This is a genomic window from Dactylosporangium sp. NPDC000244 (genome assembly GCF_040300725.1).
In the GTDB taxonomy this organism is placed as follows: Bacteria; Actinomycetota; Actinomycetes; order Mycobacteriales; family Micromonosporaceae; genus Dactylosporangium.
In genome coordinates this window covers 458,689-483,460 of record NZ_JBEPEH010000002.1, presented here as the reverse complement: position 1 = coordinate 483,460, position 24,772 = coordinate 458,689, and the positions used below count along the sequence as shown (strand labels likewise).

Sequence of the window (24,772 nt, the reverse complement as noted above, 5' to 3'; positions counted from 1 at the left end):
TGCGGAGGCTACGGCCCCGTTGCCGGTGTGTGTCCAGCATCGCAGAAGGCGTGTGGATCGACACCCTGGAGTCGGCCCTCACCGACAGGCTAATACCGAAAAATCCCCCCACGTCGGGCAGATCTTCTCCGCGTTACGTCGCGTTAGTCCGAATGACCCCGCTAGGTTTGGAGCCCCGTTGTCCTCGGACGTGCGCCATCATCGGCTGTTCTCGCCCAACCGGCGGCCGCTGCTGATCTCCGCGCTGCTGGTTCTGCTCACCTCGGTGCCGACGATGATCGTCGTGGTGGCCGGCAGCGCGACGCTGGACAGTGCCCCGCCGACCCGCACGCCCGTCGTGGCCGACCCGCAGCCGGGCCCGGTCGTGGTGGGCTCGGGCCCGACGTCCGGCCCGCACGCCTCGGGGCCGGCGGGTGGCCACTCGATCGCCGCCGTGCCGACCGCGCCTCAGCCGCCGCTGCGCCCGCGCACGACTCCACGGTCCACGCAGGGCTCCGGGGGATCGGGAGGTGGCGGCGGTACATCGGGCCGAACGCCCCATCGCCTCAACCCCTCGATGGAGGCGTCGCCCCCGAAGACGGACGAGACACCCATACAGGATCGGGCGTGGCCCGGCTGGGACAGCAGCATCAAAGAGTCGTCATTCGGTATCCAGCAGGGTCGGTCGATCGGACACTTCCGGTCGGCCGATTCGGCTTTTGGGGCGTCACCGTCCGGCGCGCGTGTTCGAGTTGCGCGTCACGACCGCCCATGCCGTGGTGAAGGGCTTGCACGGCCATTGCGCGCACCCCGCCGTGCAGCCGCCGCCGGGCCGGCCGGTGATGGGCTGGTGGCGTTCGACCCGGCGCCGCGCGTCCGTGACCGCGTGGTCGTAGATGACGGGCATGATGCTCCTCAGACCCCCTGGACCGCGGGCGCGGTCCACAGCAGGCGCGCGTTGTAGAGCTGCTGCGCCGTGGCCAGCGCGGCCTCGGCGGACCGGAACACGGCGACCTCCGTCTTGCCGTTGCCCAGGCGCCAGCTGAGCACCGCCTGGTCGGGCAGCTCATGCCCCCAGGCGACGACTTGCGGGTGGTCGTCGTCGAGTGGATCAGCGACAATGCCGAAGAGCCGTGGTGCGCCTTCGAGCAGGAGCGTGTCGTCTTCAAACACCACTGGACACCACTGATCTCCCTCCCGGCCGAGGTGCGATCTGACGCATCCAGAATGCACGTGCAAGTTACGCACGGCAATACGGGCTTTCGAACTTGAGTAGAGCAAGGCAATCGCTTACCCAACCCGCGCTTGCGCGCCACCCCGGTAACGGACACACTCGTCCTGAGTAATGGAGGTGAGCGGTGTCCAGCGCCCACAGCCCCACGTTCCCCCGTTTCCAGTTGGGCAAGCAGCTGCGCGAGTTGCGCGAGAGGGCTCGGCTCACCACGGAGGACGTCGGCCTGCAACTGGACTGCTCACCGAGCACGATCAGCCGGATGGAAGGCGGCAAGGTCGGCATCCGGCGCAGCACGCTGGAACGCCTGCTGGAGATCTACGAGGTCACCGACCAGGCGCAGATCGACACGCTGGTCGTCCTCGCCCGGCAGGGCAAGACGCGAGGCTGGTTCGCCCGCTACGGCGACCTGCCCGCGAGCTACTCCCGATACATCGGGTTGGAGTCCAACGCAATCGAGATGCGTGACTACGAGGCGCTCGTGGTGCCCGGGATGCTCCAGACGGAGGAGTACACGCGGGCGCTGCTCGCGGCCTCTCCCAGCGAGTCCGAGGATGCCGTCGAGGCGCACGTCAAGGCGCGTCGTGAGCGGCAGAACCTCCTCAGCCGCGCCGAACAGCCACTGCAGCTCATCGCGGTCCTCGATGAGAGCGTCATCCGGCGCAGCATCGGGGGACCGGACGTCATGCGGTCGCAGCTCAAGCACCTGGCCGACATGGGCCGGGCGAGAAACGTGACGATCCAGGTCCTGCCCTTCTCCGGAGGGGCATATGCCGGCATGGCCGGATCGTTCGCGATTCTCAAGTTCCAAGATGCACCAAGCGTCGTGTACGCCGAGGCCATGACCGGCGATATCTACCCGGACGCCGATGATGTCCTGCGGTACGCCGACGTGTTCGAGAATCTGCGAGCTGCCGCGCTCAGCCCGTTGGAGTCGATCAAGCTGATCGAGGATTCTGCGAACTGAGTCCGGCCCAACCCGAAGGAGTGCGCAGATGGCTGCGCTGAACGAGCAGTGGCACAAGCCCACGCGAAGCGGTAACAACGGACAGTGCGTCGAAGCGCGGTTCGTCGACGGCGTCGTCGAGGTCCGCAACTCCAACTCCCCCGACGCGGGCCTGGTTCGCTTCACCCGCGCGGAATGGGACACCTTCATCGCCGCGGTCGACCTGGACGGCGAATTCCGCCTTCCGTAACGTGAACTCCCGCCCCATCTGTCGGGGCGGTGCGAATGGATCGGTGAACAGCGAAGGGACGACCCCCGACCGGGTCGTCCCTTCGTCGTAGCTGCGAGCCGTTTTCGATGCTATCCCTCACCTCCGGGCCCGGATACCGCCTGGTCTTCAGTCGCGGGATGCAGCAAAAAGCGGCGAATCGGGCCTGGTAGCAATCCTGCGATGTGGGTGTCGCGATCCGGCCCGGCGGGGTAACTATGAGTTATGAGCACTCAGGTATCGCCGGCGACGCAGGTGTCCGCGCTCACGATCCGGTCGTACCGTCCGACCGACCATCGCGAGTGCCGGCAACTGTGGGCCGAGATGACCGCGGCGGATGCCGGGCTCTACGGAGGCCCGTCCGACGACGACTCCGGGGCGGCCTTCGAGGAGTACCTCACCCGGCTCGACCTCTCCGGCATGTGGGTCGCCGCCGACGTGAGCGGCGGGGTCCTCGGCATGGTCGGGTTGCTGCTGGACGGCCGGGGCGGCGAGGTCGAGCCGCTGGTCGTCTCCGCTTCCCGGCGCGGCGAGGGCATCGGCCGCACCCTGCTGGCCCACGTGGCCGACCAGGCCCGGCGGCGCGGTCTGGGACAGCTGAGCATCTCGCCGTCGGCGCGGAACCTGGACGCCATTCGGTGCCTGCACGCGGCCGGGTACGACGCGCTGGCTCGGGTGACGCTGGCGATCGATCTGCGGCCTTCTAGCGCGTCGTTCGACGATGGCATCGACCTGTATGACCTTCGGTTTCGGTATTGAGTGATAAGTCGGGCACTCCGTGCCACGACTTATCGCTTATTTCGTAATAATCTGGCTTTAGTCCGTTTCGGGACGCGCGTTAGCACATGTCGCGCGGCGGCGTAGGCCCCTGTGGACGGTTATCCACAGGCCACGGTTCGGGCTTCCGGGCCGGCCCGGGGCGGTCCAGGCTCGTCGGCATGGCTTCCCGACTGCGTCTGCGCGGACCCGCCGAGCTCCTCTCGGCCATGCCCTACCTCATGGGGTTCCACCCCACCGACAGCCTCGTCGCGCTCGGTCTGCGCGGCTCCGGCCTGCACCTGCAACTGCGCGGCGACCTGCCCGACGACCACGACGCCGCCGCGGTGCTGGCCGAGCACTACGGACGCCTGTTCCGGCGCAACGCGATGGACGGCGCCATGCTCATCGGCTACGGCCCGCCCGAGCGGACCGAGCCGTTCCTGCGCGCGGTGGGCGCGGCGATGACGGAGCGGGGCATCGCGGTGCTGGACCTCCTGCGCACCCACGAGGGCCGGTACTGGTCGCTCCTGTGCGAGGTACCCGGCTGCTGCCCGCCCGAGGGCCGCGCCTTCGACCCGGCGACGTCGATCGCGGCGGCCGAGGCCACCCTCGCCGGGCTGGTCGCGCTGCCCGATCGGGCCGCCGTCGCCGCTACGTTCGCCGGGCCGAGCGGACCGGCCCTCGAGGCGATCGAGGAGGCGGGGAACCGGGCCAATCTGCGCGTACTGCGCCTCGTGGCCGGCCGCGACCCGATCGGCGTGCGCACCGCCGCCGTGGTCGCGGGCCGGGCCGCCCTCGACGCGGCCCTGGCCTGCTACGCGACCGGGCACCGGCTCACCGACGACGAGGTCGCGTGGCTGCAGGTGCTCCTGCTCGTGGTCGACTTCCGCGACCGGGCCTGGGAGCGCCTCGACCGCGACGTGCGCCGGGCGAACGGCCTGGCCGAGGCGCACCGCGAGCTGTGGACCGACCTGGTGCGCCGCTGCGAACCGTCCTCGGTCGCGCCGTCGGCGACCCTGCTGTCGTACCTGTCCTGGCGCACCGGCAACGGCCTGCACGCCTCGCTGGCGCTGGATCGGGCGTTGGACGCCGATCCCGGGTACTCCGCGGCCGCCCTCATGGCCGAGATCCTCGCGCGCGGGCTGTCGCCGCGGCAGGTGCCGCCGATCGGGCGCTCGCGCCGCCGGACCACTCGCCGGGTGGCCGTGCGGGCGCCTTCCTTCGCGCGGTCCGGGCCGCGTTCGAAGCTCTGCCCGGGCGCTGTTCGGGTCTTCGGGGACGGCGGGCCGGGGGTCAGCGGGGGCGAGGGAGGGCCGGAGCGCCCTGGACTCGATGAGGGGAGGCGTACACGTTGAACGTCGACCCTCGCAGGAAGCCGACGAGCGTGAGCCCCGCCTCGGCCGCGATGTCGACGGCGAGGGTGCTCGGCGCGGACACGGCGGCGAGCATCGGGATGCCGGCCATCCACGCCTTCTGGCACAGCTCGAAGCCGGCCCGCCCGCTGACCATGAGGATGTGCTCGGCGAGGGGGAGGCGTTCCTGGCGTACGGCCCATCCGACGACCTTGTCGACCGCGTTGTGCCGCCCGATGTCCTCGCGGAGGCAGACGAGCTCGCCGCCGGCCGTGAACAGCCCCGCCGCGTGCAGGCCGCCGGTCGCGTCGAACGCGCGCTGGCGGCGCCGGAGCGCGGCGGGGAGCCCGGCCAGGACCGCGGGCGCGACGGTGAGGGGGTCGCGGCTCACGTCGAACGCCGACCGGGTGCGCACGGCGTCGATGCTCGCCTTGCCGCACACGCCGCACGAGGAGGTGGTGTAGAAGTTGCGGGCGGCCTGCTGAGCGACCGGCGCGGGGACGTCGGCGCTCAGCCGGATGTCCACGACGTTGTAGGAGTTCGGCTCCTCGTCGCCGGCGCACAACTTCGCGGTGACCACGTCCGCGGCGCGCCCGATGACGCCCTCGGTCAGCAGAAAGCCGATCGCGAGGTCGAGGTCGTCGCCGGGCGTGCGCATGGTGACGGCGAGGGCCTGGCCGCCGACGCGGATCTCGAGCGGCTCTTCGGCGGCGAGCGTGTCCGGCCCGACCCGCGCCTCGACCCGCGCCGCGCTGGTCGGGTGCGCGCTGGTCGGATCGCCCGCGCTCGTCGATGTCGCCGCGGCGGTGCTGGGCTCCGTGGCTGCGGGCTGCCCGTTCGTCGGCCGCGCGATCGTGGCGGTGGCGTTGATCGATCCGGCGGCGGTGAGTTGAGGGGCGCCGGGAGCGGGTGCGGGTGGTGCGGAGTTGGCGGGCGCTGCTGATGCCGACGGGGCGGCCGGTGTCGGCTCGAGTGTGGTCGCCGGTGGGTGTGGGGAGGTTTGGGGCAGAAGGTCGGGTTGGTCGGTGGCGGTCAGGTGTATCCGGACGATGGTGCGGCGTTGCGTGACGCGGCCCATGGTGCGGCCCTCCTGACGGCGGCGTTCGTCGGCGTTTCCCTGTTCTCGTCCGACGGTAAGTTCTCGTTGTGCTCGACGGCCAACTGGGAACGCTCGCGGCGGTCATTCTCGCCGGCGGCAGAGCCTCGCGGCTCCACGGACGGGACAAGCCGATGATCGCCGTCGGTGGGGTGCCCATGCTGACGCGGGTCGTCGGGGCCGCGGTGGAGGCCGGGGCCGCGCCCGTCGTCGTGGTCGGACCCGACCGGGACGAGACGCCGGCCGGGGTTCGCGTCGTCCGGGAGGAGCCCGCCGGGGGAGGGCCGGTCGCCGCGGCCGCTGCCGGGATGGCCGCGATCGAACCAGTCGGTGTCGTTGCGCTGCTTGCCTCCGATTTGCCCTATATGTCCGCCCCCGCGCTCCTCGTGCTGATGGATGCTCTTGGAAACGCCGACGGGGCGCTGTTTGTGGACGAGCACGGGCGGCGGCAGCTGCTCTGCGGGGTCTGGAACCGCACGGCGCTGCGGGGGGCGATCGACGCGTTCGGGGACACCGGCGGTGGGTCGCTTCGGCGGCTCGTCCGGGACCTGGATGTTGTCGAGGTGCGGTGGGACGGGGAGAAGGCGCCGTACGTTGACTGCGATACCGAGGAAGATCTCCGAAGGGTGGGGCTGTGAGCGAGAACGTGCTCGGGGAGTGGCTGGACACCGCGGCGGCGGCGCTCGGCGTCGACGCCCCCGACGGTGAGACGCGCAAGGCGGTGCTCGACCTCGCTCGGGACGTGGCGCACAACGTGGCCCGGCCGGGGGCGCCGCTCACGGCGTTTCTGCTGGGGCTCGCGGTCGGACGTGGGGCGGATGTGCACGCGGCGAGCGCTGAGTTGAGCCGGTTGGCCGTCGGCGGGGAGTGAGCGACCGGCTGCCGACGTTGGTGCCCGAGCCGTGAGCGCAGAAGGCGGCGAGTGAGTGATCCGCGGGGCCGACGATCGTGTGCGAGCCGTGAGCGCTGAAGGTGGCGGGTGAGCGACCGGCTGGTCCGGTTCCCGTGCGGCTGGCGGTGATCCATGAGGCGGATGTGCAGGCCGCGGGCGTTGAGTTCACCCGCCTGGCCACCCGCGCCGAGTGAGCGATCGACTCTGGATAGGGTGAGGGCGCGGGGATAGGGAGGCGATCATGGCTGGTGAGCCCGGCGACGGCGGCGCGGTGTTCGAGAGTGCGCTGTTCGACGACGAGGATCCCGCGGGCGGCAACCTCAAGGAGAAGGTGGCCGAGGCCTGGCGGGACTTTGCGCGGCACCTCGTGGACGGGCTGCGTGACCTCGCGCCCGGGACCACGCTCGACCTGACGCTCGACCCCACGGCCTCCGGGACCGGGGATGCGATCTACTCGGTCCAGGTCACCGGCGAGGAGGGCGACCAGCTCGCGGCGACGGCCGTGAGCAATGCCGATCTGCCCACCGCGTACCGGCTGGACCGCACCGTCATCGCGGAGATCGTGGCGCTGGGCTGGTCGCCGCCGGGAGTCGTGGCCGGCTCCGGCGAGTCGTTCGGGCTGCGGGTCGGCAAGGGCGAGGCGCAGCAGCTGAGCCGGTTGATCACGCGCACGCTGCGCGACATCTACGGCACCCCACACCCGGCGTTCCTGACCTATCTGGCGCACGACGCCGAGGGGCACATCGCCCCGGTGCCGGCGCTCGGGGTGGCGCGGTCGCTGGCGTCGCTCGTGGACGCCGCGGAAGTGGTCCGCACCGGCGCGGGCAGCCTCGCGGAGCTCAACGAGCAGACCGAGGACCTGCCGCTGTACGACAAGGTGACCACGGTCGTCGCGAAGCTCATGAAGACCACGCCCGAGGAGCTGCCGATCGACCCCGACGGGGACATCGGCATCCGCTCCGGCTCGGCGATGGTGTTCGTGCGGGTGCGGGACAACCCGCCCCTGGTCGACGTCTTCTCGCCGATCCTGACCGAGATCGAGCCGACCGAGAAGCTGTACGTCAAGCTTTCGGAGCTCACCAACCGGATGCCGATCGGCCGGCTGTACTGCACCAACGACACGGTCTGGGCCAGCGTCCCCGTGTTCGGCCGCGACTTCCAGGCCACGCACCTCATGCTCGCCGTGCAGGTGATGACCGGGCTCGCGGACGAGCTCGACGACCGCCTGCATGGCGAGTTCGGCGGGAAGCGCTTCTTCGGCGAGGGCGACAAGCCGAAGCAGGCGATCACCAGCGACAGCGAGCGAACGGGCATGTACCTCTAGACGAGCGGCAGCCAGGCCTGCTGGGCGAGCGTCACGAGATCGTTCGCCTGCAGGCCCTGGTCGGACAGCGTCCACAGCGTTCCGCCGATCACGAGCGAGCGCTGCATCTGGGCGTAGCGCGCCGCCGGGTGCGTGATCGACCCCGCCTTCGTGACCTGGTTGTCGTGCACCGACAGGACCAGGGCGCTGGGCTGCTGGCCGCGCACCGGCAGTACCACCGCACCCGTCGCGGGCCAGAACAGGAACGCGTGCGGGTCGAACTCGGCCTCGGAGCCGGACCCCGGCACCTGGAACTGGGCCAGCCGCGCCGGCTTGGTCAGGTCGTGCACGTCGAACAGCGACACCTGCAGGCCCTGGACGCGGCCCTTCTCGTTGGCCTCCTGCCCGACGCCGAGCAGGAGCCCGTCGCCGGCCGGGTGCAGGTACGCGGAGTACCCGGTGATCTTGAGTTCGCCCAGCGTGCGGGGCGCGGACGGGTCGCTCAGGTCCAGGGTGTAGAGCGGGTCGGTCTGGCGGAACGTGACCACATAGGCCGTCGTGCCGATGAACCGCACCGAGTAGATCTTCTCGCCCCGGCCGAGGCCGCCGACCTTGCCGGTCTCGGCGAGCGTGCCGGCGCGCTGCTCGAGCACGTAGACGGTCGAGGCGTCGTTCGCGGTCGTCGCCACCCGCAGCCGGCCGTCCCACTCCGACATCGAGTACTGGTTGAGCAGCCACCCGGGCACCTCGCCCGCCGCCACGTACTTCGGCCTGGCCGCCCCCGCGATCGTGAACTTGAACAGCTGCGTCTTCGGGTCCGGCGCCGGGCCGGCCCGCTTGACCATCGGCCCGCTCGCGCGCCAGCGCTGGTCGTTGGCGACGTAGAGGCTCGGTCCGTTGGCGTAGACGATGCCGCCGTCGGCCGCGACCGAGACGGGCTCGCCGGAGCCGAGGCCGGCCGCGCCGAGGTCGAACGTGGCCACGGTGAGCAGCGACGTCCCCGAATACGTTTCCGGCAGCTGTACCGCCCCACACCCGACCTGCCCGTCGGTCTTCTTCCCCGCGGCGTCCGTCGAGGTCCACCGGGGCAGCCAGTCCTCGACCGGCGCGGCGGCGACGGCCGAGCGGTTGGCGGCCAGCCGGGCATCGTCGTCCTGGAGCTTCGAGTAGTCCGGGAACGCCAGCCGCGGCGCCGAACGGATCACGACCCGGGCGACGCTGCCGACCTGGCGCGCGTCGAGCAGGGCGCCGTCGGTGCGGTACGTGCTCACGATCTTCGGCGCGCCGGCCAGGTCGACGAGTGTGAGCAGCGGGCCGCCCCGCTCCGGGTCGGAGTAGTCGAAGCCGAGCACCAGCGCCCGGTCGCCGGCCAGCAGCAGCCGGTCGGCGCCGGCGGCGGGCTTGCCGGTGTCGCTCGCGCCGTCCAGCGACAGCGTGCCGGTGACCTTCCGCGAGGCGGCGTCGACCACCACGAGGCGGCCGCGCGCGAGGGTCACAATCCGCTTGCCGTCGGTCTTCACCACGTCGGGCTCGTCGACGCCCGCTTCATGGGTGTTGGTACCGGAGAAGCTCTGATCGCCGCCGGCGGCCTTCGCCTGCGCCTCGGGCATGGCACCGCTGTTCAGGGTGGTCCGCATGCCCCCGGGCAGGGTGTTGAAGCCCCACGGGCCGACCGCGTCCATGGTGGCCTTGCGCAGCCCCTTGGCCAGCTCCTCGCAGTCGTCGAAGGCGACGAGGCGGAGCGCGGGGGCCGGGCCGCTCTGGGCTACTTCGGACAGGTCCGATGCTGTCGCGGTACACCCGGAAAGCACCAGGCACAGGGCACTCAGCGTGGCGGCGGCGCGTTTCATGGCTCTAGGACGGCGCCGGGCCTCCCGCGGTTCCCGTGTCGGCCGCGATTCGCGGGGCCAGCGTCTCCACCAGCCGCGACAGCACGATCATGCTGCGGGTCGAGGTCACGAACGGCTCGGCGCGCAGCCGCTCGAGGGCCTCCTCGAGCCCGGCCATGTCCATCGCCCGCAGATGGACGAGCGCGTCGGCCTCGCCGGAGATGGTGTACGCCCCCACGACCGCCGGATGCCGCTTGGCCGCCGCCTTCAGCTGGGCCGGGGAGGTGCGCCCGGTGCAGAAGAGTTCGACGAACGCCTCCGTGGTCCAGCCCACCGCGCCGGGGTCGATCAGGGCCGTATAGCCGCGGATCACACCGCTGGATCGGAGCCGGTCGACGCGTCGCTTCACGGCCGGGGCGGACAGCGCCACCCGCTCGCCGATGTCCGCATACGATGAGCGGGCGTCTTCCTGCAGCAGCGCAATGATTCGCTGGTCAATCGGGTCCAGCCGCAACGAATCCCTCCTCGAAAGCAACTTTTCTCGCTGTTTTATGAAACACGGGAAATCTACCGTTTGATCTCGTGACGCGGTCGTACCTGATGTCGCCACCCGAGCACTTCGTGGTGGAATATGCGATCAATCCCTGGATGGACACCACCGCCCCGGTGGACACCGAGCTGGCCGTGAAGCAGTGGGAGGGCCTGCGCGAGACGCTGGTCCGCCTGGGCCACGAGGTCCACGTGCTGCTGCCGGAGATCGGCCTGCCGGACATGGTCTACGCGGCCAACGGCGCCTTCTCGGTCGACGGGGTCGTCTACGGCGCGAAGTTCAAATACCCGCAGCGCACCGCCGAGGCGGCCGCGCACCGGCGGTTCTACGACACGCTCGGCTGGCGCTACCACCTGGCGTCGGAGACCAACGAGGGCGAGGGCGACTTCACCTACCTGCCCGCGGCGCTCGGGGGCCTGGTGCTGGCCGGGCACGGCTTCCGCACCGAGGTCGCCGCGCACGCCGAGGCGCAGGAGACGCTGGGCCGGCCGGTGGTCTCGCTCCGGCTCGTCGACCCGCGCTTCTACCACCTCGACGTGGCGCTGGCCCCGCTGGACGACGCGAACATCGCGTACTACCCGGAGGCGTTCTCCGAGTCTTCGCGGCGGGTGCTCGCCCAGCTCTTCCCGGACGCCGTGATCGCGACGGAGTCCGACGCGCTCGCGTTCGGTCTCAACCTCGTCTCCGACGGGCGCAACGTGGTGCTCAGCAGCGAGGCGACCGGGCTGGCGGCGCGGCTGCGCGAGGCCGGCTACGTGCCGGTCCCGGTCGAGCTGAGCGAACTCAAGAAGGGCGGCGGCAGCGTGAAGTGCTGCGTCGCCGAACTGCGCGGCTAACCGCTGGGGTCGGCCGGCTGACTGCTGGGGTCGGCCGGCTAGCTGTTGGGCTCGGCCGGCTCGGAGGCACTCCGCACGACCACCCGCTTCGCGGTCCACGTGGCCGACGTCCCGGCCGGTGCGGTGCCGGCGACCGTCAGTTCGGTGCCGGGCATGATGCCGCTGGGCTGGATGGTGTGCCGCTTGGCGTACACCTTCAGGTCCTTCGGCAGCTGCCAGGTGCGCGTGAAGCCGTCGGACGAGCGGACGGTCAGCGCGGTGTCGGTCACCTTCGTCGCGTCGCCGTTCTGGATGGCGACGCGCACGGGGCCGTGCTTCGTCTGCACGAGCCCCTCGCCGTGCAGCACGTCCTTGAGCATGTCACCGTGTCCGGCGGTCGAGGGCGCGCTGGGCTCCGGCGTCGGCTGCGCGGCCGCGGCGACGGGCGGCAGCGCGCCGGCGAGGGTGAGGACCGCCGCGCCGCAGAGCAGGCCAAGTCGTTTCATCGGGGTACCTCCTCGCAAAGAGGGCGAGGGTGTGCCCTACCTCGGATCCCGCGCCGCAAACTTGACGTAGGGGGTGCCCAGCGCGCGGAACGCGTCGCCCGGGCGCTCGTGACCGTCGGTGGAGTGGCCGAGCGCGTCGGCCGGGTCCTGGCACATGAGCACGTGCGAGGCCTGCGCGCCGAGCGCGGCCAGCGGCCAGAAGAGCAGGTGGACGAGCAGGCCCAGGATCTTGATGGCGACCACGTCGCCGACCGCGCGGCCGGTGTACTCGTGGCGGTACCAACTGAGGACGAGCCGCCAGTAGGGCTGCCCGTCGACGCGGACGCCGTCACGGTCGACGACGGGACCGTGCTCGTATCCGATCCCGCGCACGATCACGGCGATCGCGCGCAGGTTCAGCAGCCGGCGCACCGGCATCGACAGGACCGTGACCACGCCGCCGATCCACCAGCCGGGCTGGTCGAGCCGGGTCAGCAGCAGAAACAGGATCACGTGCAGCACCGTGAGCGGCACGCCGACCCAGCCCAGCGCGACGCCCTGCGTGAAGATCCCGACCGGGTCGGCGCCCACGCGGCGTAGCCGCTGCCAGAACAGCACCTGGACGAGCAGGATCCCCAGCGACGCGCCGGCGCCGCCGAGCCCCAGGACGACCCACCAGGTATGCATAGACAGTCATCATGACACGGTGCGCAACGGGAAGGTGACCGTGAATCTGGCCCCGCCCTCGGGCGCGTGCCCGGCGTCGATGCGGGCCCCGAGCCGCCGCGACAACCGCGCCGCCAGCGCCAGCCCGAGCCCGCTGCCGACCTTCCGCACGCCCTGGTACCGCCGCGACAGTGCCCCCCGCTCGAACGCCACCGCCAGGTCCTCGTCCGTGAACCCGGGCCCGCCGTCGCGCACCTCGATCCAGGCCGCCGACGGGCTCGTGTAGAGCGCCAGCACCAGGGGGGCCTGTGCAGGTACCACACGCAGGGCGTTCTCCAGCAACCCGTCCAGGATCTGCCGGATGCGCCCCGGGTCGGTCGACACCGGAACGGGGAACGGCGGCAGCTCCGTGCGCAGGACCAGCCCGGCGCTCGCGACCCGCCCGCCCCACGCCTCGGCGGTCGTGGCGAGCAGCTGCGTGAGGTCGACGTCCACGACCTCGATCGGCAGGTCCGCGGCCTCGAGCCGGGCCAGCACGAGCAGGTCGGCGATGAGCCGGTCGAGGCGCTCGGCCTCGTCGAGCACCGTCTGCCCGGCCCGCTGCGCGCCCTCCTCGCCGACCACCCCGTCCGCGAGCGCCTCGGCGTAGCCGCGGATCGTCGTCAGCGGCGTGCGCAGCTCGTGCGAGACCGACAGCAGGAACTCCCGCTCCCGCCCCTCGCTCGTGGCGAGGGCGGCGGTGAGCGCGTTGACCGCGTGCGCGAGCTCGGCGACCTCGGTCGGCCCGTCGGGGGAGAGCGTCACCGTGCGGTCGCCCGCGCTGAGCCGCTTCGCCGCCGTCGCCACGTTGCGGATCGGCCGCGCGATGCGCCGGGCGAGCAGCGGCCCGGCGATGAGCCCGGCGGCGAGCCCGGCCAGCAGCGCGATCCACAGCTGGCTGGAGAAGCGCTCGAGCGCCCCGCCCGGCGGCGCCTCGGCCAGCACGACGCCGTTGCCGTCCTTGCCGATCGGGCGCCCGGCCACCAGCCGGATCCGCCCGCCCACCTTGGCCAGGCGCACCTCGACGTTCTGGCCGGCGGCGATCGCCTTGACCACGTTCGCGGGCAGTCCCTCGCGATCGGCCTTGCCGGAGCGGATGAGGTACACCTCGATGTTCTGCTCCGCCAGGCGCTTGGCGACGTTCTCCTCGTCGGTGGGGTTGCGGGGCGTGTTCACGAAGCGCGGGCGCAGCAGCTCGGCGGTGAGCTTGGTGTCGTCGGCGAGCCGCTGGCGGGCGGCCTTGTTGGCCTGGGTCGCGGTGAGCGGGATGCCGACCGCCGCCGTGACGAGCACCGACATCACGGCGACGACGCAGGTGACGAGCGCCGTGCGGGCGGCCAGGGACTTAAGCATCGGCGGTGTATCCGACGCCGCGCACGGTACGGATCACCGAAGCGGCCTCGCCCAGCTTGCCGCGCACCTGGGCCACGTGGACGTCGACGGTGCGGGTGCCGCTGTGCGCCGCGTACCCCCAGACCGACCCCAGCAGCTCCTCCCGCGTGAAGACCCGCCCGGGCCGGCCCATGAGGTGCGCCAGCAGGGAGAACTCGGTGGACGTGAGGCTCACCGGGGCGTCGCCGACCCGGCACTCCCGGCGCGCGGGGTCGATCGTGATCGGCCCGACCGTGCGCACCTGCCCCACGTCCGGCGGTCCCTGGGTGCGGCGCAGCACCGCCTTCACGCGCGACACCAGCTCGCGCGGGCTGAAGGGCTTGGTGATGTAGTCGTCCCCGCCGAGCTCGAGCCCGAGGATGCGGTCGACCTCGTCGTCGCGGGCGGTCAGGAACAGCACCGGCGTCCAGTCGCCCGCTTCCCGCAGCCGCCGGCAGATCTCGGTGCCGTCCAGGCCGGGTAGCGCGATGTCGAGGACGCATGCGACGGGCCGGAGCTTGCGCGCGGCCGCGAGTCCGCCGGGGCCGTCGTGCTCGACGTGCACGCCGAAGCCTTCGCGGGCGAGGTACATCCGCAGGAGGTCGGCGATCGGCTTCTCGTCCTCGACGACGACCACGAGGCCTTTGCCCTGATCCACCGTCTCATTCTGACGGTTTTCGCGCGTGGGGCATGTTCGGGAGATGTTTGGGAACGCCCTCACGCGGAAACCAATATGGCGATCGGCCCCCTCGCAGCGGCAGCCAGCGCCCGCAGTCGAGGCGGGCCGATCACATGTATTGGCTCGGGGTTCTCGGCCGCGCGGTCTGCTGCTCGATAAGTCGGGCGCTTCGCGCCGCGACTTATCGGATTTATCGCCTGACGGGGCTTAAATCCGATTCCGGAGGAATCGGATCGCGGTGGGCAACAACGCGGCAAGCAGCGACGTCAGACGGGCGTGGGGCGGGCGCTGGCGTGAGGAGCGGGCGAGCGGCGTGCGGTGAGGTGAGGAGCGGGCGAGCGGCGTGCGGTGGGGCGAAGCGAGCGTGCGGCGTGCGGTGAGGTGAGGAGCGGGCGAGCGGCGTGCGGTGAGGTGAGGAGCGGGCGAGCGGCGTGCGGTGGGGCGAAGCGAGCGTGCGGCGTGCGGTGGGGCGAAGCGAGCGTGCGGCGTGCGGTGAGGTGAGGAGCGAGCGTGCGGCGTGCGGTGGGGCGAAGCGAGCGTGCGGCGCGCGGCCGTGCATCGGGCAGTGGCGCGACGAGCGAGCCCGCGGCGGTCGATCGCGCGACGAGCGGACAGCCGGCAAGGGTCAGCAAGGCCAGGCGAGGCCAGCGGGGGTCGAGCGAGGGGTGGCAAGGCCGGCGGGGGTCGAGCGAGGCCCAGCGAGGGTCAGGCGAGGCCAGCCGCGGGGCAGTGAGGGTCAGGCGAGGCGCAGTTCGGGGCGGGACTTGGCCGGTGCCGTGGCGCGGGCCGCGGAAGCCGAAGAAGCCGAGGAAGTCGCGGCCCGAGCCGGCTCGATGACGCCCCAAGGCGTCCGGAACGCCTGCTTCAGAGCCTCGTCCAACCGCCACATCTCGGCCGTCGAGCCGAGGCGGATCCAAAGGTTCTCGCGCACCCCGTCGATGGCCGTCACGCCCAGCTGAATCCCGTTGCGTGCCGGCTCCGGCGTCCAAGCCACGTCGGCCAGCTGGTGGAGGTCGGCGTTGAGGTGGAGGCTGACTCGGCGCAGTACCGCGGACTCGCTCGTCACCACGAGGCGGTTGCGCGTCAGCATGAGCACGTTGCGCCGGCCGTGGCTCGTCGTGCACCGCGCGATCACGGCGACCGAGTCGCGGTCCCCGGCGCAGCGGCGCAGCACCTGGACATGGCGCGCGACGGTGCCGCCCGGCAGCTTCGCCAGCGCGGTGGCCGGCAGGAACGTCCGTGAGAAGGTGTCCAGCGCTTCCATACCGTGCGCAACGACGGGGCTCGCGCACCGACACGCGTTTGGAGCGCCGATCTCGCGGCCTCGGCACCCGGACACTCCCACGATGTCCGGATTTGCCGATTCGCAGCCGCGAGATCGGCGCACAGTGGGTGCGACGCCGACGCACCCTGGAGTGAAGACTTCACGCGTTCGGGCGAGTCCGGCGTATCGGACATGCCCGAATGGTTCGCGGTGACCGGTTGCCCGGTGACCCGCCGGGCAACCGGTCACCAGTCCGGGGTACCCGAAAGAGTCGACCCGCCCGGCTGGGCGCTGGGCGCAGTGACCCGGCGGTGTGCACCGCCGAGTCCAGCGACCAGCCGGGCGGGTGGTCGCTGGGTCAGGACGCGCGCGGGCTGGGCTTCAGCGGGGCGCACGCCTGCACCGCGGCCGCGACCTTCGCGTCCGAGGTGTCGAGCTGCTCGGTGGAGCCGGTGATGGTGACGCCGTGCTCGGTGAGGCAGTTGCGGTAGGCGGCGTCCTGGCCGTTGCCGCGGTTGCCGCCGCCGTTGCCGAAGCCGCCGCCGGGGAAGCCGCTCGGGCGCAGCGACGCGCACGCCTTCTGGGCCTTCTCCCACACCTGCTGGTCGACGCCGTTCGGGGCCTCGCTGCCGAAGAAGCCACCAGGGCCGCCACCAGGGCCGCCGCCGCGGAAGCCGCCGCTGCCGGACGGGCGCGGCTCGCCGGAAGGCCGGGGCTGGCCGGACGGGCGGCTGTCCGGGAAGCCCGACGGGCGGGCGGTGGGCCGGCCGGAGGCATTGTTGAACTGTCCGAGATCGACGCCGTTGTTCCGCAGGCAGGACACGTAGTCCGTGCCGCCCGACGCACCCGCGGCGGTCGGGGTGTTGTCGTCGGAGGAGCCGCAGGCGGCGGCGAAGAGCGCCACCGCGGCGAGCGCCAGGGCGGCGCCGCCGATCCGCTTGTTCATCACCCGTGTGATGGAACGTCGCCAAGCTCGATGGCGAGTCGGCCGAAGCTCAAAGTTTCCTCATAACCGCAAGGCGCGTAAATGCCGCGATTCGGCCGGAGGGCGGCTCCCAGGGAACTTTGAGGTCGGGCCTAGCTGGCCGGGAGGAGAACCCGCTGAACTACGTTCCCATGAAGGTCTGGTGGCTTGCCGGAGGGGTCGCCGTGCTCGCGGCCGCAGCTGTGACGGCGGTTGTGCTGACGAATTCCGACGCGAAGGCTCCGGTGCAGGTCAGCACCGCGAAGGTGGGCCGGGGGCAGGTCAGCAGCACGGTGTCCGCGTCCGGCACGGTGCAGGCCCAGGCCACCCGCAACCTCGGGTTCACCACCAGCGGCACGCTCACCGAGCTCAGCGTCAAGGCCGGCGACGTCGTCGCCGAGGGCGCGGTGCTGGCGAAGATCGACGACGCGTCGGCCCAGGACGCGGTCGAGCAGGCCTCCGAGAGCGTCTCCAACGCGCAGGACGCGCTGACCAAGGCGGTGACCGCGCACGACACCGCGCTGGCCCTGCCCACGAGCAACCCGACGACGGCCGCGGCGAACCCGTCGAGATCGGCCGGCGGCCAGACCGGCGGCCAGACCGGCGGGCAGACGGGTGGTCAGACCGGCGGCCAGACCGGCCAGGGCGGACAAAATACTCAAACCGGTCAAAATGCCGCACAGACCCGCGCCAACCAGGTGCAGCAGACCAGCGACAACCTCATGAACGCCCAGCAGCGGCTCAACAACGCCAAGCTGAGCCTCACGCAGGCCAACGCCAAGCTCGCCGGCACCGTCATCACGGCCCCCGTCGGCGGCAAGATCCTCTCGGTCACCGGCTCGGTCGGCAGCCAGGCCGGTTCCAACGTGATCACGCTCGCCGGCACCGGCGACGCGGTCGTCAAGGCCCAGTTCACCGAGGCCGAGGTGGCCGCGCTCAAGGTCGGCCAGACGGCGCAGGTCAGCCTGCCGGACAACGCTTCGGAGAAGTACGCCGGAAAGGTCCTGCAGATCGATCCGGCCGGCACGGTGTCGAATCGCCTGGTGCGCTACGCGGCCCTGATCTCCTTCGACAAGGTGCCCGACACGCTGCTCTACGGTCAGAGCGCTACTGTCGCAGTAGTCACCGCGTCCGCGGACGACGTGCTGTTCGTCCCCTCGACCGCCGTGCACGACGGTTTCGTCACCGTGCGCGTCAACGGCAAGGACGAGCGGCGGGCCGTCGAGACCGGGCTGCGCGGCGACGTCAACACCGAGATCAAGAGCGGACTTGCCCAGGGCGACGAGATCCTGGCGGCGGGTCAGTGACGATGGAGCCGATGCCGATCGCGACTCAGGCGACCGAACGCCAGCCGAAGGTGCTCGTCGTCGACGACGAGGCGAGCATCCGCGCCCTGCTCTCGGCCACGCTGCGGCTGACCGGCTTCGAGGTCCGGGTCGCCACCGGGGGCAACGAGGCACTGGCCGCGGCCGCCGAGTACTGCCCCGATCTCGTCGTGCTCGACGTCATGATGCCCGACCTGGACGGCTTCGAGGTCGCCCAGCGGCTGCGCACGAGCGGCCGGCCGGTGCCGGTGCTGTTCCTGACCGCGCGCGACTCCGTCGAGGACCGCATCTCCGGGCTGACCGTCGGCGCCGACGACTACGTGGCCAAGCCGTTCAGCCTCGAGGAGGTCGTGCTGCGGATCCGCGCGATCCTGCGCCGCAGCCTGGGCGAGCAGCAGCAACTCGTCGACGGCGGGGTGCTGCGCTACGCCGACCTGGAGATGGACGAGGACGCGCACGAGGTGCGTCGCGGCGGCATTCGCGTCGACCTGTCCCCGACCGAGTTCAATCTGCTGCGGTACCTCCTGACAAACGCCGGCCGCGTGGTGAGCAAGGCGCAGATCCTCGACCGGGTCTGGAACTACGACTTCGGCGGCGACGGGCGGATCGTGGAGAGCTACGTCTACTACCTGCGCCGCAAGATCGACAAGTGGGACCCGCCGCTGATCCACACGGTCCGCGGCGTCGGCTACGCGCTGAGACTGCCGAGAACCGAGGGGTGAACCTGCGGCTCTGGCGACACTGGACGGTCCGGACCCGGATCGTCGTCTCGGTCGTGTCGATCGCCGCGGTCGCCTTGATCACCGCGAACGTGATCGGGGTGCTGTTCCTCAACTGGTACCTCATGCAGCGCGTCGACCAGCAGCTCGCCGGACCGTTCCGGGGTCGTCCGCCGAGCAGCGCCACGCAGAACAAGCGCCCCGAGGGCCAGTTCTCGCCCGGCCCCGAGTTCCAGATCTACCACTTCGACGCCGACGGCCGGCTCGACAACACGACCGAGACGCCGCTGGTCGACCCGAAGCTCTTCGGCGACCTCAAGGCGCGGGCCGAGGACGGGCAGCCGTTCACCGTCGACGGGCCCGGCGCGCAGTGGCGGGTGCGCGTGTTCCCGGCGACCTGGGCCGGCACCCCGGGCTACGGGGCATTCGCGATCTCCCTGAAGGACGTCGCGGCGACGCGGGACCAGATGGTGCAGTACACCTCCGGCATCAGCCTCTTCCTCCTCGCGCTGGTCGGCATCGCCACCGCCGCGCTGGTGCGGGTCGGGCTGGCGCCGCTCACGCGCATGGAGGAGGCCGCGGCCGACATCGCCGGCGGCAACCTCTCCCGCCGCATCGACGACGCCGACTCGCACACCGAGTCGGGCCGCCTCGGCATCGCGCTCAACACGATGATGACCCGCATCGAGGGCGCGGTCGACGACAGCGCGGCCTCGGAGCGGCGGCTCCGGCAGTTCCTCGCCGACGCCGCGCACGAGCTGCGCACCCCGCTCACCAGCGTGCAGGGCTTCGCCGAGCTGTACCGGCGCGGCGGCGCCCCGCCCGGCCCGGCCCTGGACGAGGCGATGGAGTGCATCGAGGCCGAGGTCAGCCGGATGCGCCTGCTCGTCAACGACCTGCTGACGCTGGCCCGCCTGGACGAGGAGCGCCCGCTGCAGCAGCACCCCGTCGACCTGCTCGCTGTCGCCGCCGACACCGTGCGGGACGCGCACGTGCGGGTGCCGACGCGGTTCGTACAGCTCGCGGCGCTGGAGGAGCGCTCGGTGACCTTCGAGCCGATCACGGTCGAGGGCGACGAGGCGCGGCTGCGGCAGGTAGTGGCCAACCTGGTCAGCAACGCGCTGCAGCACACGCCGGAGGACACCCGGATCGTGGTCAAGGTCGGGCGCGCCGGGCCGCCGAAGATGCTGCCGATCGCGGCCGTCGGGGCCACGCTGCCCGAGGGCGCGCCGCTGGGCTGCGTCGAGGTCAGCGACACCGGCCCGGGCATGAAGCCGGAGGACGCCGTGCGGGTCTTCGAGCGGCTGTACCGCGCCGAGGGCTCCCGCTCCCGCCGCTACGGCGGCGCCGGCCTGGGGCTGTCGATCGTCGCCTCGATCGTGCAGGCGCACGGCGGGCGCGTGGAGCTGTGGACGGCTCCGGGGCAGGGCACGACGTTCCGGGTACTGCTGCCGGCTCTGGATCTTCCCGACGACCTTGCCGACGACCTAGCCGACGACCTTGTCGACGAGTTCGTCGACATCGACCTCGATGAGGGCGTCGAACCGGGGCCCGAACGCCCCGACGAATCGGTGGAAATGCGGGCAACGGGATTCCGAGGCAACTCCGAGGTTCGCTGAGGTTTGCTCCGAGCGATTTCCACCACCATTCCCCTCATGCGTTTGTCGCTGCCTTCTTCGGGCAAGCCACGGCTCAACTCCGTGACCCTCGTGAACACCGTGCTCGTGCTCGCCGCGGTCGGCGGGGCGTTCTGGGCGTACCAGATCGTCAGCGGACCGGCCGCGAACGCCGACACCGGGACGAGCACCACGCGCACCCGGAACGTGGCGGTCACCGAGGGCACGGTCTCCCAGACGGTCTCGGCGACCGGCTCGGTGGCCAGCGCCTCGACCGCGAACGCCAACTTCGCCACCTCGGGCACGGTCACCGAGGTCGACGTGAAGGTCGGCGACGTGGTCACGAAGGGCCAGACGCTCGCCAAGGTGGACCCGACCTCGGCCCAGGCCGCGCTGGACACCGCGAAGGCGAACCTGACCGCGGCCAAGGCGGCGCTGACCCGCGACCAGAACAACTCCGCCGACGACGCCACGATCGCCTCGGCCCAGGCCCAGGTCGCGACCGCGCAGGCGAACGTGACCTCGGCGCAGGCCAACGTCAACGGCACGGTGCTGACGGCCCCGATCGCCGGCACGGTCACCGCGGTCAGCGGCGCGGTCGGCTCCTCGTCGGGCGGCTCGAGCGCGTCCAGCGGCGGGGGCGGCGGAAACGGCACCACCGGCTCGACGACGTCGAGCTCCTCGAGCTCCGGCAGCGGCTTCGTGCAGATCGCGGACCTGTCGAAGCTGCAGATCAACGCGAGCTTCGCCGAGTCGGACGCGACCAAGCTCAAGGCGGGCCAGGCCGCCAACATCACCTGGAGCGCGCTGTCCGGCACGCGGGCGACGGGCAAGGTGGCCACCATTTCTCCGACGGCCACGACCAGCAACAACGTGAACTCCTACGCCGTGACGATCTCGCTGGACTCGCTTCCGGAGGGGGTACGGCTGGGTCAGAGCACCACCGCGGTCGTGACGGTCGCCGAGGCGCAGAACGTGCTGCGCATCCCGAGCACCGCCCTGCGCACCGCCGGCGGCCAGCGCACAGTGCAGGTGACGGTCAACGGGCAGACCGAGGAGCGCCAGGTCGAGGTCGGCATCACCGGTGGCGGCTTCGTGGAGGTCAAGTCCGGGCTGCAGGCCGGCGAGCAGGTCGTGATCACCACGACGACGACGAACTCGACCACCGGCACGACCAACCAGTTCCCCGGCGGGGGCAACTTCCCCGGCGGTGGTGCCGGCAACTTCGGCGGGGGCGGCGGCAACTTCGGCGGCGGCGGTCGTGGGGGCAACTGACATGACCACGCAGACGATGACCGTGGTCGAGTCGACCACCAAGCCGGTGCTCGACATCCAGAACGTGGCGAAGATCTACGGCCAGGGCGAGACCGAGGTGCACGCGCTGCGGGGCGTGACGCTCACCGTCGAGCGCGGCGACTACGTCGCGATCATGGGCTCGTCGGGCTCGGGCAAGTCGACGCTCATGAACATCCTGGGCTGCCTCGACATTCCGACGTCCGGGCAGTACCTCCTGGACGGCGTCGACGTCAGCCGGCTCAACGACCGCCAGCTCGCGCTCGTGCGCAACCGCCGGATCGGCTTCGTGTTCCAGTCGTTCAACCTCATCGCCCGCACCACCGCGCTGGCCAACGTGGAGCTGCCGCTCGCCTACGCCGGGGTCAAGGCCGCAGAGCGCCGCCGCCGCGCCCGGGCCGCCCTGAACATGGTCGGCCTGGCCCAGCGCGAGGACCACGAGCCCAACCAGCTCTCCGGCGGCCAGCAGCAGCGCGTCGCGGTCGCCCGGGCGCTGGTCACCGCGCCGGCCCTGCTGCTGGCCGACGAGCCCACGGGCAACCTCGACACCCAGTCCACCAACGATGTGCTCGCGGTGTTCGACCAGCTCAACCGGTCGGGCCGAACCATCGTGCTGATCACTCACGAGCCGGACGTCGCCGAGCACGCCAAGCGGCTGATCCGGCTGGTCGACGGACGCATCGTCCAGGATGAGCGGCTGAAGTGAACATCTTCGAGACCATCCGCTTCGCGCTGCGCGCGATCACGGCGAACAAGCTGCGCTCCAGCCTCACGGTGCTGGGCATCCTGATCGGCGTCGCCGCGGTCATCCTGCTCGTCGCGGTCGGCAACGGCTCGGCTCAGGCGGTGCAGAACCAGATCGAGTCGCTGGGCACCAACACCCTGACTGTCACGGCGGGGGCCGGCGGCGGGGCGCGTGGGGCGGCCTCGACCCAGAACACCGCGCTGAACATGGATCTCGTGCCGGCCTTGGAGAACAAGGACGAGGCCCCGCACGTCAAGAGCGTCTCGCCGGTGGTGACCGGCTCGCAGGCGGCGACCTATGAGGGTACGGATCACACCATCGCGCAGTTCGTCGGTACGTATCCGGGCTATGTCGCGGCGTCCAACTTCAAGATCTCGAAGGGCACGCTGTTCACCGACGACGACGTGAAGGACTCGCGCAAGGTCGTGGTGATCGGCTCGACCGTCGCCGAGGAGCTCTTCGGCAACGTCGACCCGCTGTCCAAGCAGGTCACCGTCTCCGGCAAGCTCTTCACGGTCATCGGGGTGCTCGCGGAGAAGGGCGGCAGCGGCTTCAACGACCCGAACGACGTGGCCATGGCGCCGGTCTCCGCGGTGCAGGAGTCGCTGACCGGGTACGGCTCGCTCAACCAGCTCCTCGTGCAGGCGACCTCGCCGGACGCGGTCAGCGAGGCGCAGTCCGAGATCACCGCGATCCTCAACGAGAAGCTGAACATCAGCGGGTCCTCGACGACGTCGGCGTACCGCATCCTCAACCAGTCGCAGCTGCTGGAGACCCGGGCCAACACCGCCGAGACGTTCACGCTGCTGCTCGGCGCCGTGGCCGGCATCAGCCTCCTGGTCGGCGGCATCGGTATCACGAACATCATGATGGTGACCGTCACCGAGCGGACCCGCGAGATCGGCATCCGCAAGGCGCTCGGCGCCCCGAAGCGCACCATCCTCACCCAGTTCCTGGTCGAGGCGACGGTGTTGTCGCTGATCGGCGGCCTGCTCGGCGTGGCCGCGGCCATCATCGGCAGCCAGTTCACGATCGTGAGCATCAAGCCGGTCATCGTGCCCAGCTCGGTCGCCCTGGCGCTGGGCTTCTCGGTCGCGATCGGCCTGTTCTTCGGCAGCTACCCCGCCTCCCGGGCGGCCGGCCTGCGCCCGATCGAGGCCCTTCGGTACGAGTAAATGCCCTGTCGTTCTCCGCGCGGGTAGGTCCCGGTTGCGGTGCCAAAACCCCCCGCGGGCATCGCAACCTGGTCCCACCCGCACGACCGGTGTTCCAAAAGGAGTTCCCGTGACCCACGCCGCTTCGCCTTTCCGCCGTCCGGACGCGTCGCCGTACGAGCGCCCGGACGCCTCCGACGACGACACGGAGTTTCTCCCCGCCGTCCTGGACGGGCCCGAGCCCGACCTCCTGGACGAGCCCGAGCCCGACCTCCTGGCCGAGCCTCCGCTGGACGACGACCTGAACGAGCGGATCGCGAAGGCCGCACCCCGGCGCCTGGCCAACCGCGCCACCTACGTCCTGGCCGGCCTGGCCCTGCTGGTGGTCGGCTTCGTCGGCGGCGCCCAGGTGCAGAAGTCCTACGGCACCGCCCCCGCCGCGTCGGGCCCGGGCGGCGCCAACCCGGCCGCGCTCGCGAGCGCCTTCGCGGGCCGCAACGGAGGCCAGTTCCCGGGCGGCGGCGCGCAGGGTGGCGGCCAGGGCAACACGGGCACCCGCAGCGGCGTGACCGGCACGGTCAAGCTGGTCGACGGCACCACGGTGTACGTGGAGACCGCGGACGGCCAGACGGTGATCGTGAAGACCAGCGACAAGACCACGGTCTCGGCCCCCGGCGCCCTGAAGGACCTGACCGCGGGCTCGACGGTGACGATCCAGGGCCAGCAGGCTGACGGTTCCGTGACAGCAACCTCGATTACGAAGACGAAGTAGCTACCCTCGGGCGGCATGCCGGTTCAGCGGATCATGTTCTATGACTTCCCGTGGGACGTGCGCATGGCCGGCCGCCTGATGATCTGGCACCTGTACGCCTGGCCACCGACGGCGGCCGCGGTGGGCTCGACCTCCGACCTGCTCACGCGGGCCGAGATCACGTCGCTGACCTTCGGCGACCTGGTCGAGCACGGCCTGGACTCCCCGCGCGGCCGGGAGATCCTGCGCTTCGTGAACCGCAGCCACCGGGGCACCCCGGTGACGGCCGCGCACAACCGCTTCGCCCTGGCCGCCCTCGCCGTGACGCTGATCCGGTGGCTGGACGCCTACGGCTGGCGCCCGTTGACGCCGCCGGAGCGGGACGCGCTGATCGGCTTCTACGCCGCGCTGGCGCACCGCATGGGCGTGCGCGACTTCCCGAGCGACCCGTTCGCCTACCTCGCCGCTCGCGAGGCGGAGTTCGCCTTCTCCGAGGCCGGGCGCGTGTGCAGCGAGCAGACGCTGGCGATGGCCCGGACTCGGGTCCGCCCCTGGCTGCGCTTCCTGGTCCGCCCGGTGGTGGCCGCGCTGCTCCTGCCGCAGGTGCGGGCCGCCGTGGGCCTGCCGGACCCTCCGCGACCGGTGCGGGCCGCGGTGGTCACGGCGCTGCGTATCCGCCGC

General features: G+C 71.5%; 26 protein-coding genes and 1 pseudogene. 16 read left to right on the top strand and 11 right to left on the bottom strand.

Features of this window, described 5'->3' with window-relative positions; genetic code table 11:
* Nucleotides 1-706: 706 nt before the first annotated feature.
* Both ABT369_RS04645 and ABT369_RS04640 read right to left on the bottom strand, forming a co-directional pair.
* The gene (locus ABT369_RS04645; RefSeq protein WP_350610293.1) at nt 707-886 is read right to left on the bottom strand and encodes a hypothetical protein; all 180 of its coding nucleotides are present in this window, start codon (nt 884-886) and stop codon (nt 707-709) included.
* Nucleotides 887-894: 8 nt separating this feature from the next.
* The gene (locus ABT369_RS04640; RefSeq protein ID WP_350610292.1) at nt 895-1,152 is read right to left on the bottom strand and encodes a hypothetical protein; all 258 of its coding nucleotides are present in this window, start codon (nt 1,150-1,152) and stop codon (nt 895-897) included.
* Between the two features lie 224 nt (nt 1,153-1,376).
* On the opposite strand from ABT369_RS04640, the gene ABT369_RS04635 reads away from it, so the two are divergent.
* The 4 genes from ABT369_RS04635 (at nt 1,377) to ABT369_RS04620 (ending at nt 4,538) form a co-directional block, all read left to right on the top strand.
* Entirely contained in the window at nt 1,377-2,177 is an 801-nt protein-coding gene (locus ABT369_RS04635) for a helix-turn-helix domain-containing protein (protein ID WP_350610291.1), read from the top strand.
* Nucleotides 2,178-2,205: 28 nt separating this feature from the next.
* Nucleotides 2,206-2,406 (top strand): DUF397 domain-containing protein, encoded by a 201-nt coding sequence (locus ABT369_RS04630; protein ID WP_350610290.1) that lies wholly within the window; start codon nt 2,206-2,208, stop codon nt 2,404-2,406.
* 243 nt (nt 2,407-2,649) lie between these two features.
* A complete protein-coding gene (locus ABT369_RS04625; protein ID WP_350610289.1) occupies nt 2,650-3,183 on the top strand; it encodes a GNAT family N-acetyltransferase in 534 nt (177 codons plus the stop codon).
* 179 nt (nt 3,184-3,362) lie between these two features.
* Nucleotides 3,363-4,538 (top strand): DUF4192 domain-containing protein, encoded by a 1,176-nt coding sequence (locus tag ABT369_RS04620; RefSeq protein ID WP_350610288.1) that lies wholly within the window; start codon nt 3,363-3,365, stop codon nt 4,536-4,538.
* Here the strand turns inward: ABT369_RS04620 and fdhD are convergent.
* A complete protein-coding gene (gene fdhD / locus ABT369_RS04615; protein WP_502891697.1) occupies nt 4,477-5,613 on the bottom strand; it encodes a formate dehydrogenase accessory sulfurtransferase FdhD in 1,137 nt (378 codons plus the stop codon). The genes ABT369_RS04620 and fdhD overlap by 62 nt on opposite strands.
* A 68-nt stretch (nt 5,614-5,681) precedes the next feature.
* On the opposite strand from fdhD, the gene mobA reads away from it, so the two are divergent.
* From mobA to ABT369_RS04600, 3 genes are all read left to right on the top strand, one after another.
* Nucleotides 5,682-6,269, top strand: a complete 588-nt coding sequence (gene mobA, locus ABT369_RS04610) for a molybdenum cofactor guanylyltransferase (RefSeq protein WP_350610287.1) — start codon at nt 5,682-5,684, stop codon at nt 6,267-6,269.
* The gene (locus ABT369_RS04605) at nt 6,266-6,502 is read left to right on the top strand and encodes a DUF6457 domain-containing protein (protein ID WP_350610286.1); all 237 of its coding nucleotides are present in this window, start codon (nt 6,266-6,268) and stop codon (nt 6,500-6,502) included. The genes mobA and ABT369_RS04605 overlap by 4 nt, the downstream gene beginning before the upstream one ends.
* A 262-nt stretch (nt 6,503-6,764) precedes the next feature.
* Nucleotides 6,765-7,847 carry a T3SS (YopN, CesT) and YbjN peptide-binding chaperone 1 gene (locus ABT369_RS04600; RefSeq protein ID WP_350610285.1) on the top strand — a complete coding sequence of 361 codons (1,083 nt, stop codon included), beginning with the start codon at nt 6,765-6,767 and terminating at the stop codon, nt 7,845-7,847.
* On the opposite strand, the gene ABT369_RS04595 is transcribed toward ABT369_RS04600, so the two are convergent.
* The gene (locus ABT369_RS04595) at nt 7,844-9,676 is read right to left on the bottom strand and encodes a beta-propeller domain-containing protein (protein WP_350610284.1); all 1,833 of its coding nucleotides are present in this window, start codon (nt 9,674-9,676) and stop codon (nt 7,844-7,846) included. The genes ABT369_RS04600 and ABT369_RS04595 overlap by 4 nt on opposite strands.
* A 4-nt stretch (nt 9,677-9,680) precedes the next feature.
* Nucleotides 9,681-10,163: an Lrp/AsnC family transcriptional regulator gene (locus ABT369_RS04590; RefSeq protein WP_502891702.1), complete on the bottom strand. Its 483-nt coding sequence runs from the start codon at nt 10,161-10,163 to the stop codon at nt 9,681-9,683.
* Nucleotides 10,164-10,237: 74 nt separating this feature from the next.
* Between ABT369_RS04590 and ddaH the strand changes: the two genes are divergently transcribed.
* Nucleotides 10,238-11,041, top strand: a complete 804-nt coding sequence (gene ddaH, locus ABT369_RS04585; protein WP_350610282.1) for a dimethylargininase — start codon at nt 10,238-10,240, stop codon at nt 11,039-11,041.
* Nucleotides 11,042-11,079: 38 nt separating this feature from the next.
* On the opposite strand, the gene ABT369_RS04580 is transcribed toward ddaH, so the two are convergent.
* The 6 genes from ABT369_RS04580 to ABT369_RS04555 all read right to left on the bottom strand — a co-directional run bounded on the left by ABT369_RS04580 (nt 11,080) and on the right by ABT369_RS04555 (nt 16,470).
* Complete coding sequence (locus tag ABT369_RS04580) at nt 11,080-11,526, bottom strand: subtilase-type protease inhibitor (protein WP_350610281.1); 447 nt, start codon at nt 11,524-11,526, stop codon at nt 11,080-11,082.
* 36 nt (nt 11,527-11,562) lie between these two features.
* Nucleotides 11,563-12,192, bottom strand: a complete 630-nt coding sequence (locus ABT369_RS04575) for a hypothetical protein (protein ID WP_350610280.1) — start codon at nt 12,190-12,192, stop codon at nt 11,563-11,565.
* 9 nt (nt 12,193-12,201) lie between these two features.
* On the bottom strand, nt 12,202-13,563 hold the full coding sequence (locus ABT369_RS04570) for a sensor histidine kinase (RefSeq protein WP_350610279.1): 1,362 nt from the start codon (nt 13,561-13,563) through the stop codon (nt 12,202-12,204).
* The gene (locus tag ABT369_RS04565) at nt 13,556-14,239 is read right to left on the bottom strand and encodes a response regulator transcription factor (RefSeq protein ID WP_350610278.1); all 684 of its coding nucleotides are present in this window, start codon (nt 14,237-14,239) and stop codon (nt 13,556-13,558) included. Before ABT369_RS04565 ends, ABT369_RS04570 begins: the two co-directional genes overlap by 8 nt.
* Nucleotides 14,240-14,996: 757 nt before the next feature.
* A complete protein-coding gene (locus ABT369_RS04560) occupies nt 14,997-15,524 on the bottom strand; it encodes a hypothetical protein (protein WP_350610277.1) in 528 nt (175 codons plus the stop codon).
* A 358-nt stretch (nt 15,525-15,882) separates the two neighbouring features.
* Nucleotides 15,883-16,470 (bottom strand): hypothetical protein, encoded by a 588-nt coding sequence (locus ABT369_RS04555; RefSeq protein ID WP_350610276.1) that lies wholly within the window; start codon nt 16,468-16,470, stop codon nt 15,883-15,885.
* 170 nt (nt 16,471-16,640) lie between these two features.
* Here ABT369_RS04555 and ABT369_RS04550 point away from each other — a divergent pair, with 170 nt between their 5' ends.
* The 8 genes and pseudogenes from ABT369_RS04550 to ABT369_RS04515 all read left to right on the top strand — a co-directional run.
* Entirely contained in the window at nt 16,641-17,795 is a 1,155-nt protein-coding gene (locus ABT369_RS04550; RefSeq protein ID WP_350610275.1) for an efflux RND transporter periplasmic adaptor subunit, read from the top strand.
* 11 nt (nt 17,796-17,806) lie between these two features.
* Nucleotides 17,807-18,535, top strand: a complete 729-nt coding sequence (locus ABT369_RS04545; protein ID WP_350610274.1) for a response regulator transcription factor — start codon at nt 17,807-17,809, stop codon at nt 18,533-18,535.
* Nucleotides 18,532-20,151, top strand: coding sequence for a sensor histidine kinase (locus tag ABT369_RS04540; protein ID WP_350610273.1), 1,620 nt, complete (start codon nt 18,532-18,534; stop codon nt 20,149-20,151). The genes ABT369_RS04545 and ABT369_RS04540 overlap by 4 nt, the downstream gene beginning before the upstream one ends.
* 36 nt (nt 20,152-20,187) lie before the next feature.
* Nucleotides 20,188-21,423 (top strand): efflux RND transporter periplasmic adaptor subunit, encoded by a 1,236-nt coding sequence (locus ABT369_RS04535; RefSeq protein ID WP_350610272.1) that lies wholly within the window; start codon nt 20,188-20,190, stop codon nt 21,421-21,423.
* 1 nt (nt 21,424) lies between these two features.
* Nucleotides 21,425-22,147: an ABC transporter ATP-binding protein gene (locus ABT369_RS04530; protein WP_350610271.1), complete on the top strand. Its 723-nt coding sequence runs from the start codon at nt 21,425-21,427 to the stop codon at nt 22,145-22,147.
* Nucleotides 22,144-23,361: an ABC transporter permease gene (locus ABT369_RS04525; protein WP_350610270.1), complete on the top strand. Its 1,218-nt coding sequence runs from the start codon at nt 22,144-22,146 to the stop codon at nt 23,359-23,361. The genes ABT369_RS04530 and ABT369_RS04525 overlap by 4 nt, the downstream gene beginning before the upstream one ends.
* Before the next feature lie 109 nt (nt 23,362-23,470).
* Complete coding sequence (locus tag ABT369_RS04520) at nt 23,471-24,112, top strand: hypothetical protein (RefSeq protein ID WP_350610269.1); 642 nt, start codon at nt 23,471-23,473, stop codon at nt 24,110-24,112.
* Between the two features lie 15 nt (nt 24,113-24,127).
* Nucleotides 24,128-24,751, top strand: a pseudogene (locus ABT369_RS04515) (oxygenase MpaB family protein); the annotation flags it as partial.
* Nucleotides 24,752-24,772: the final 21 nt, after the last annotated feature.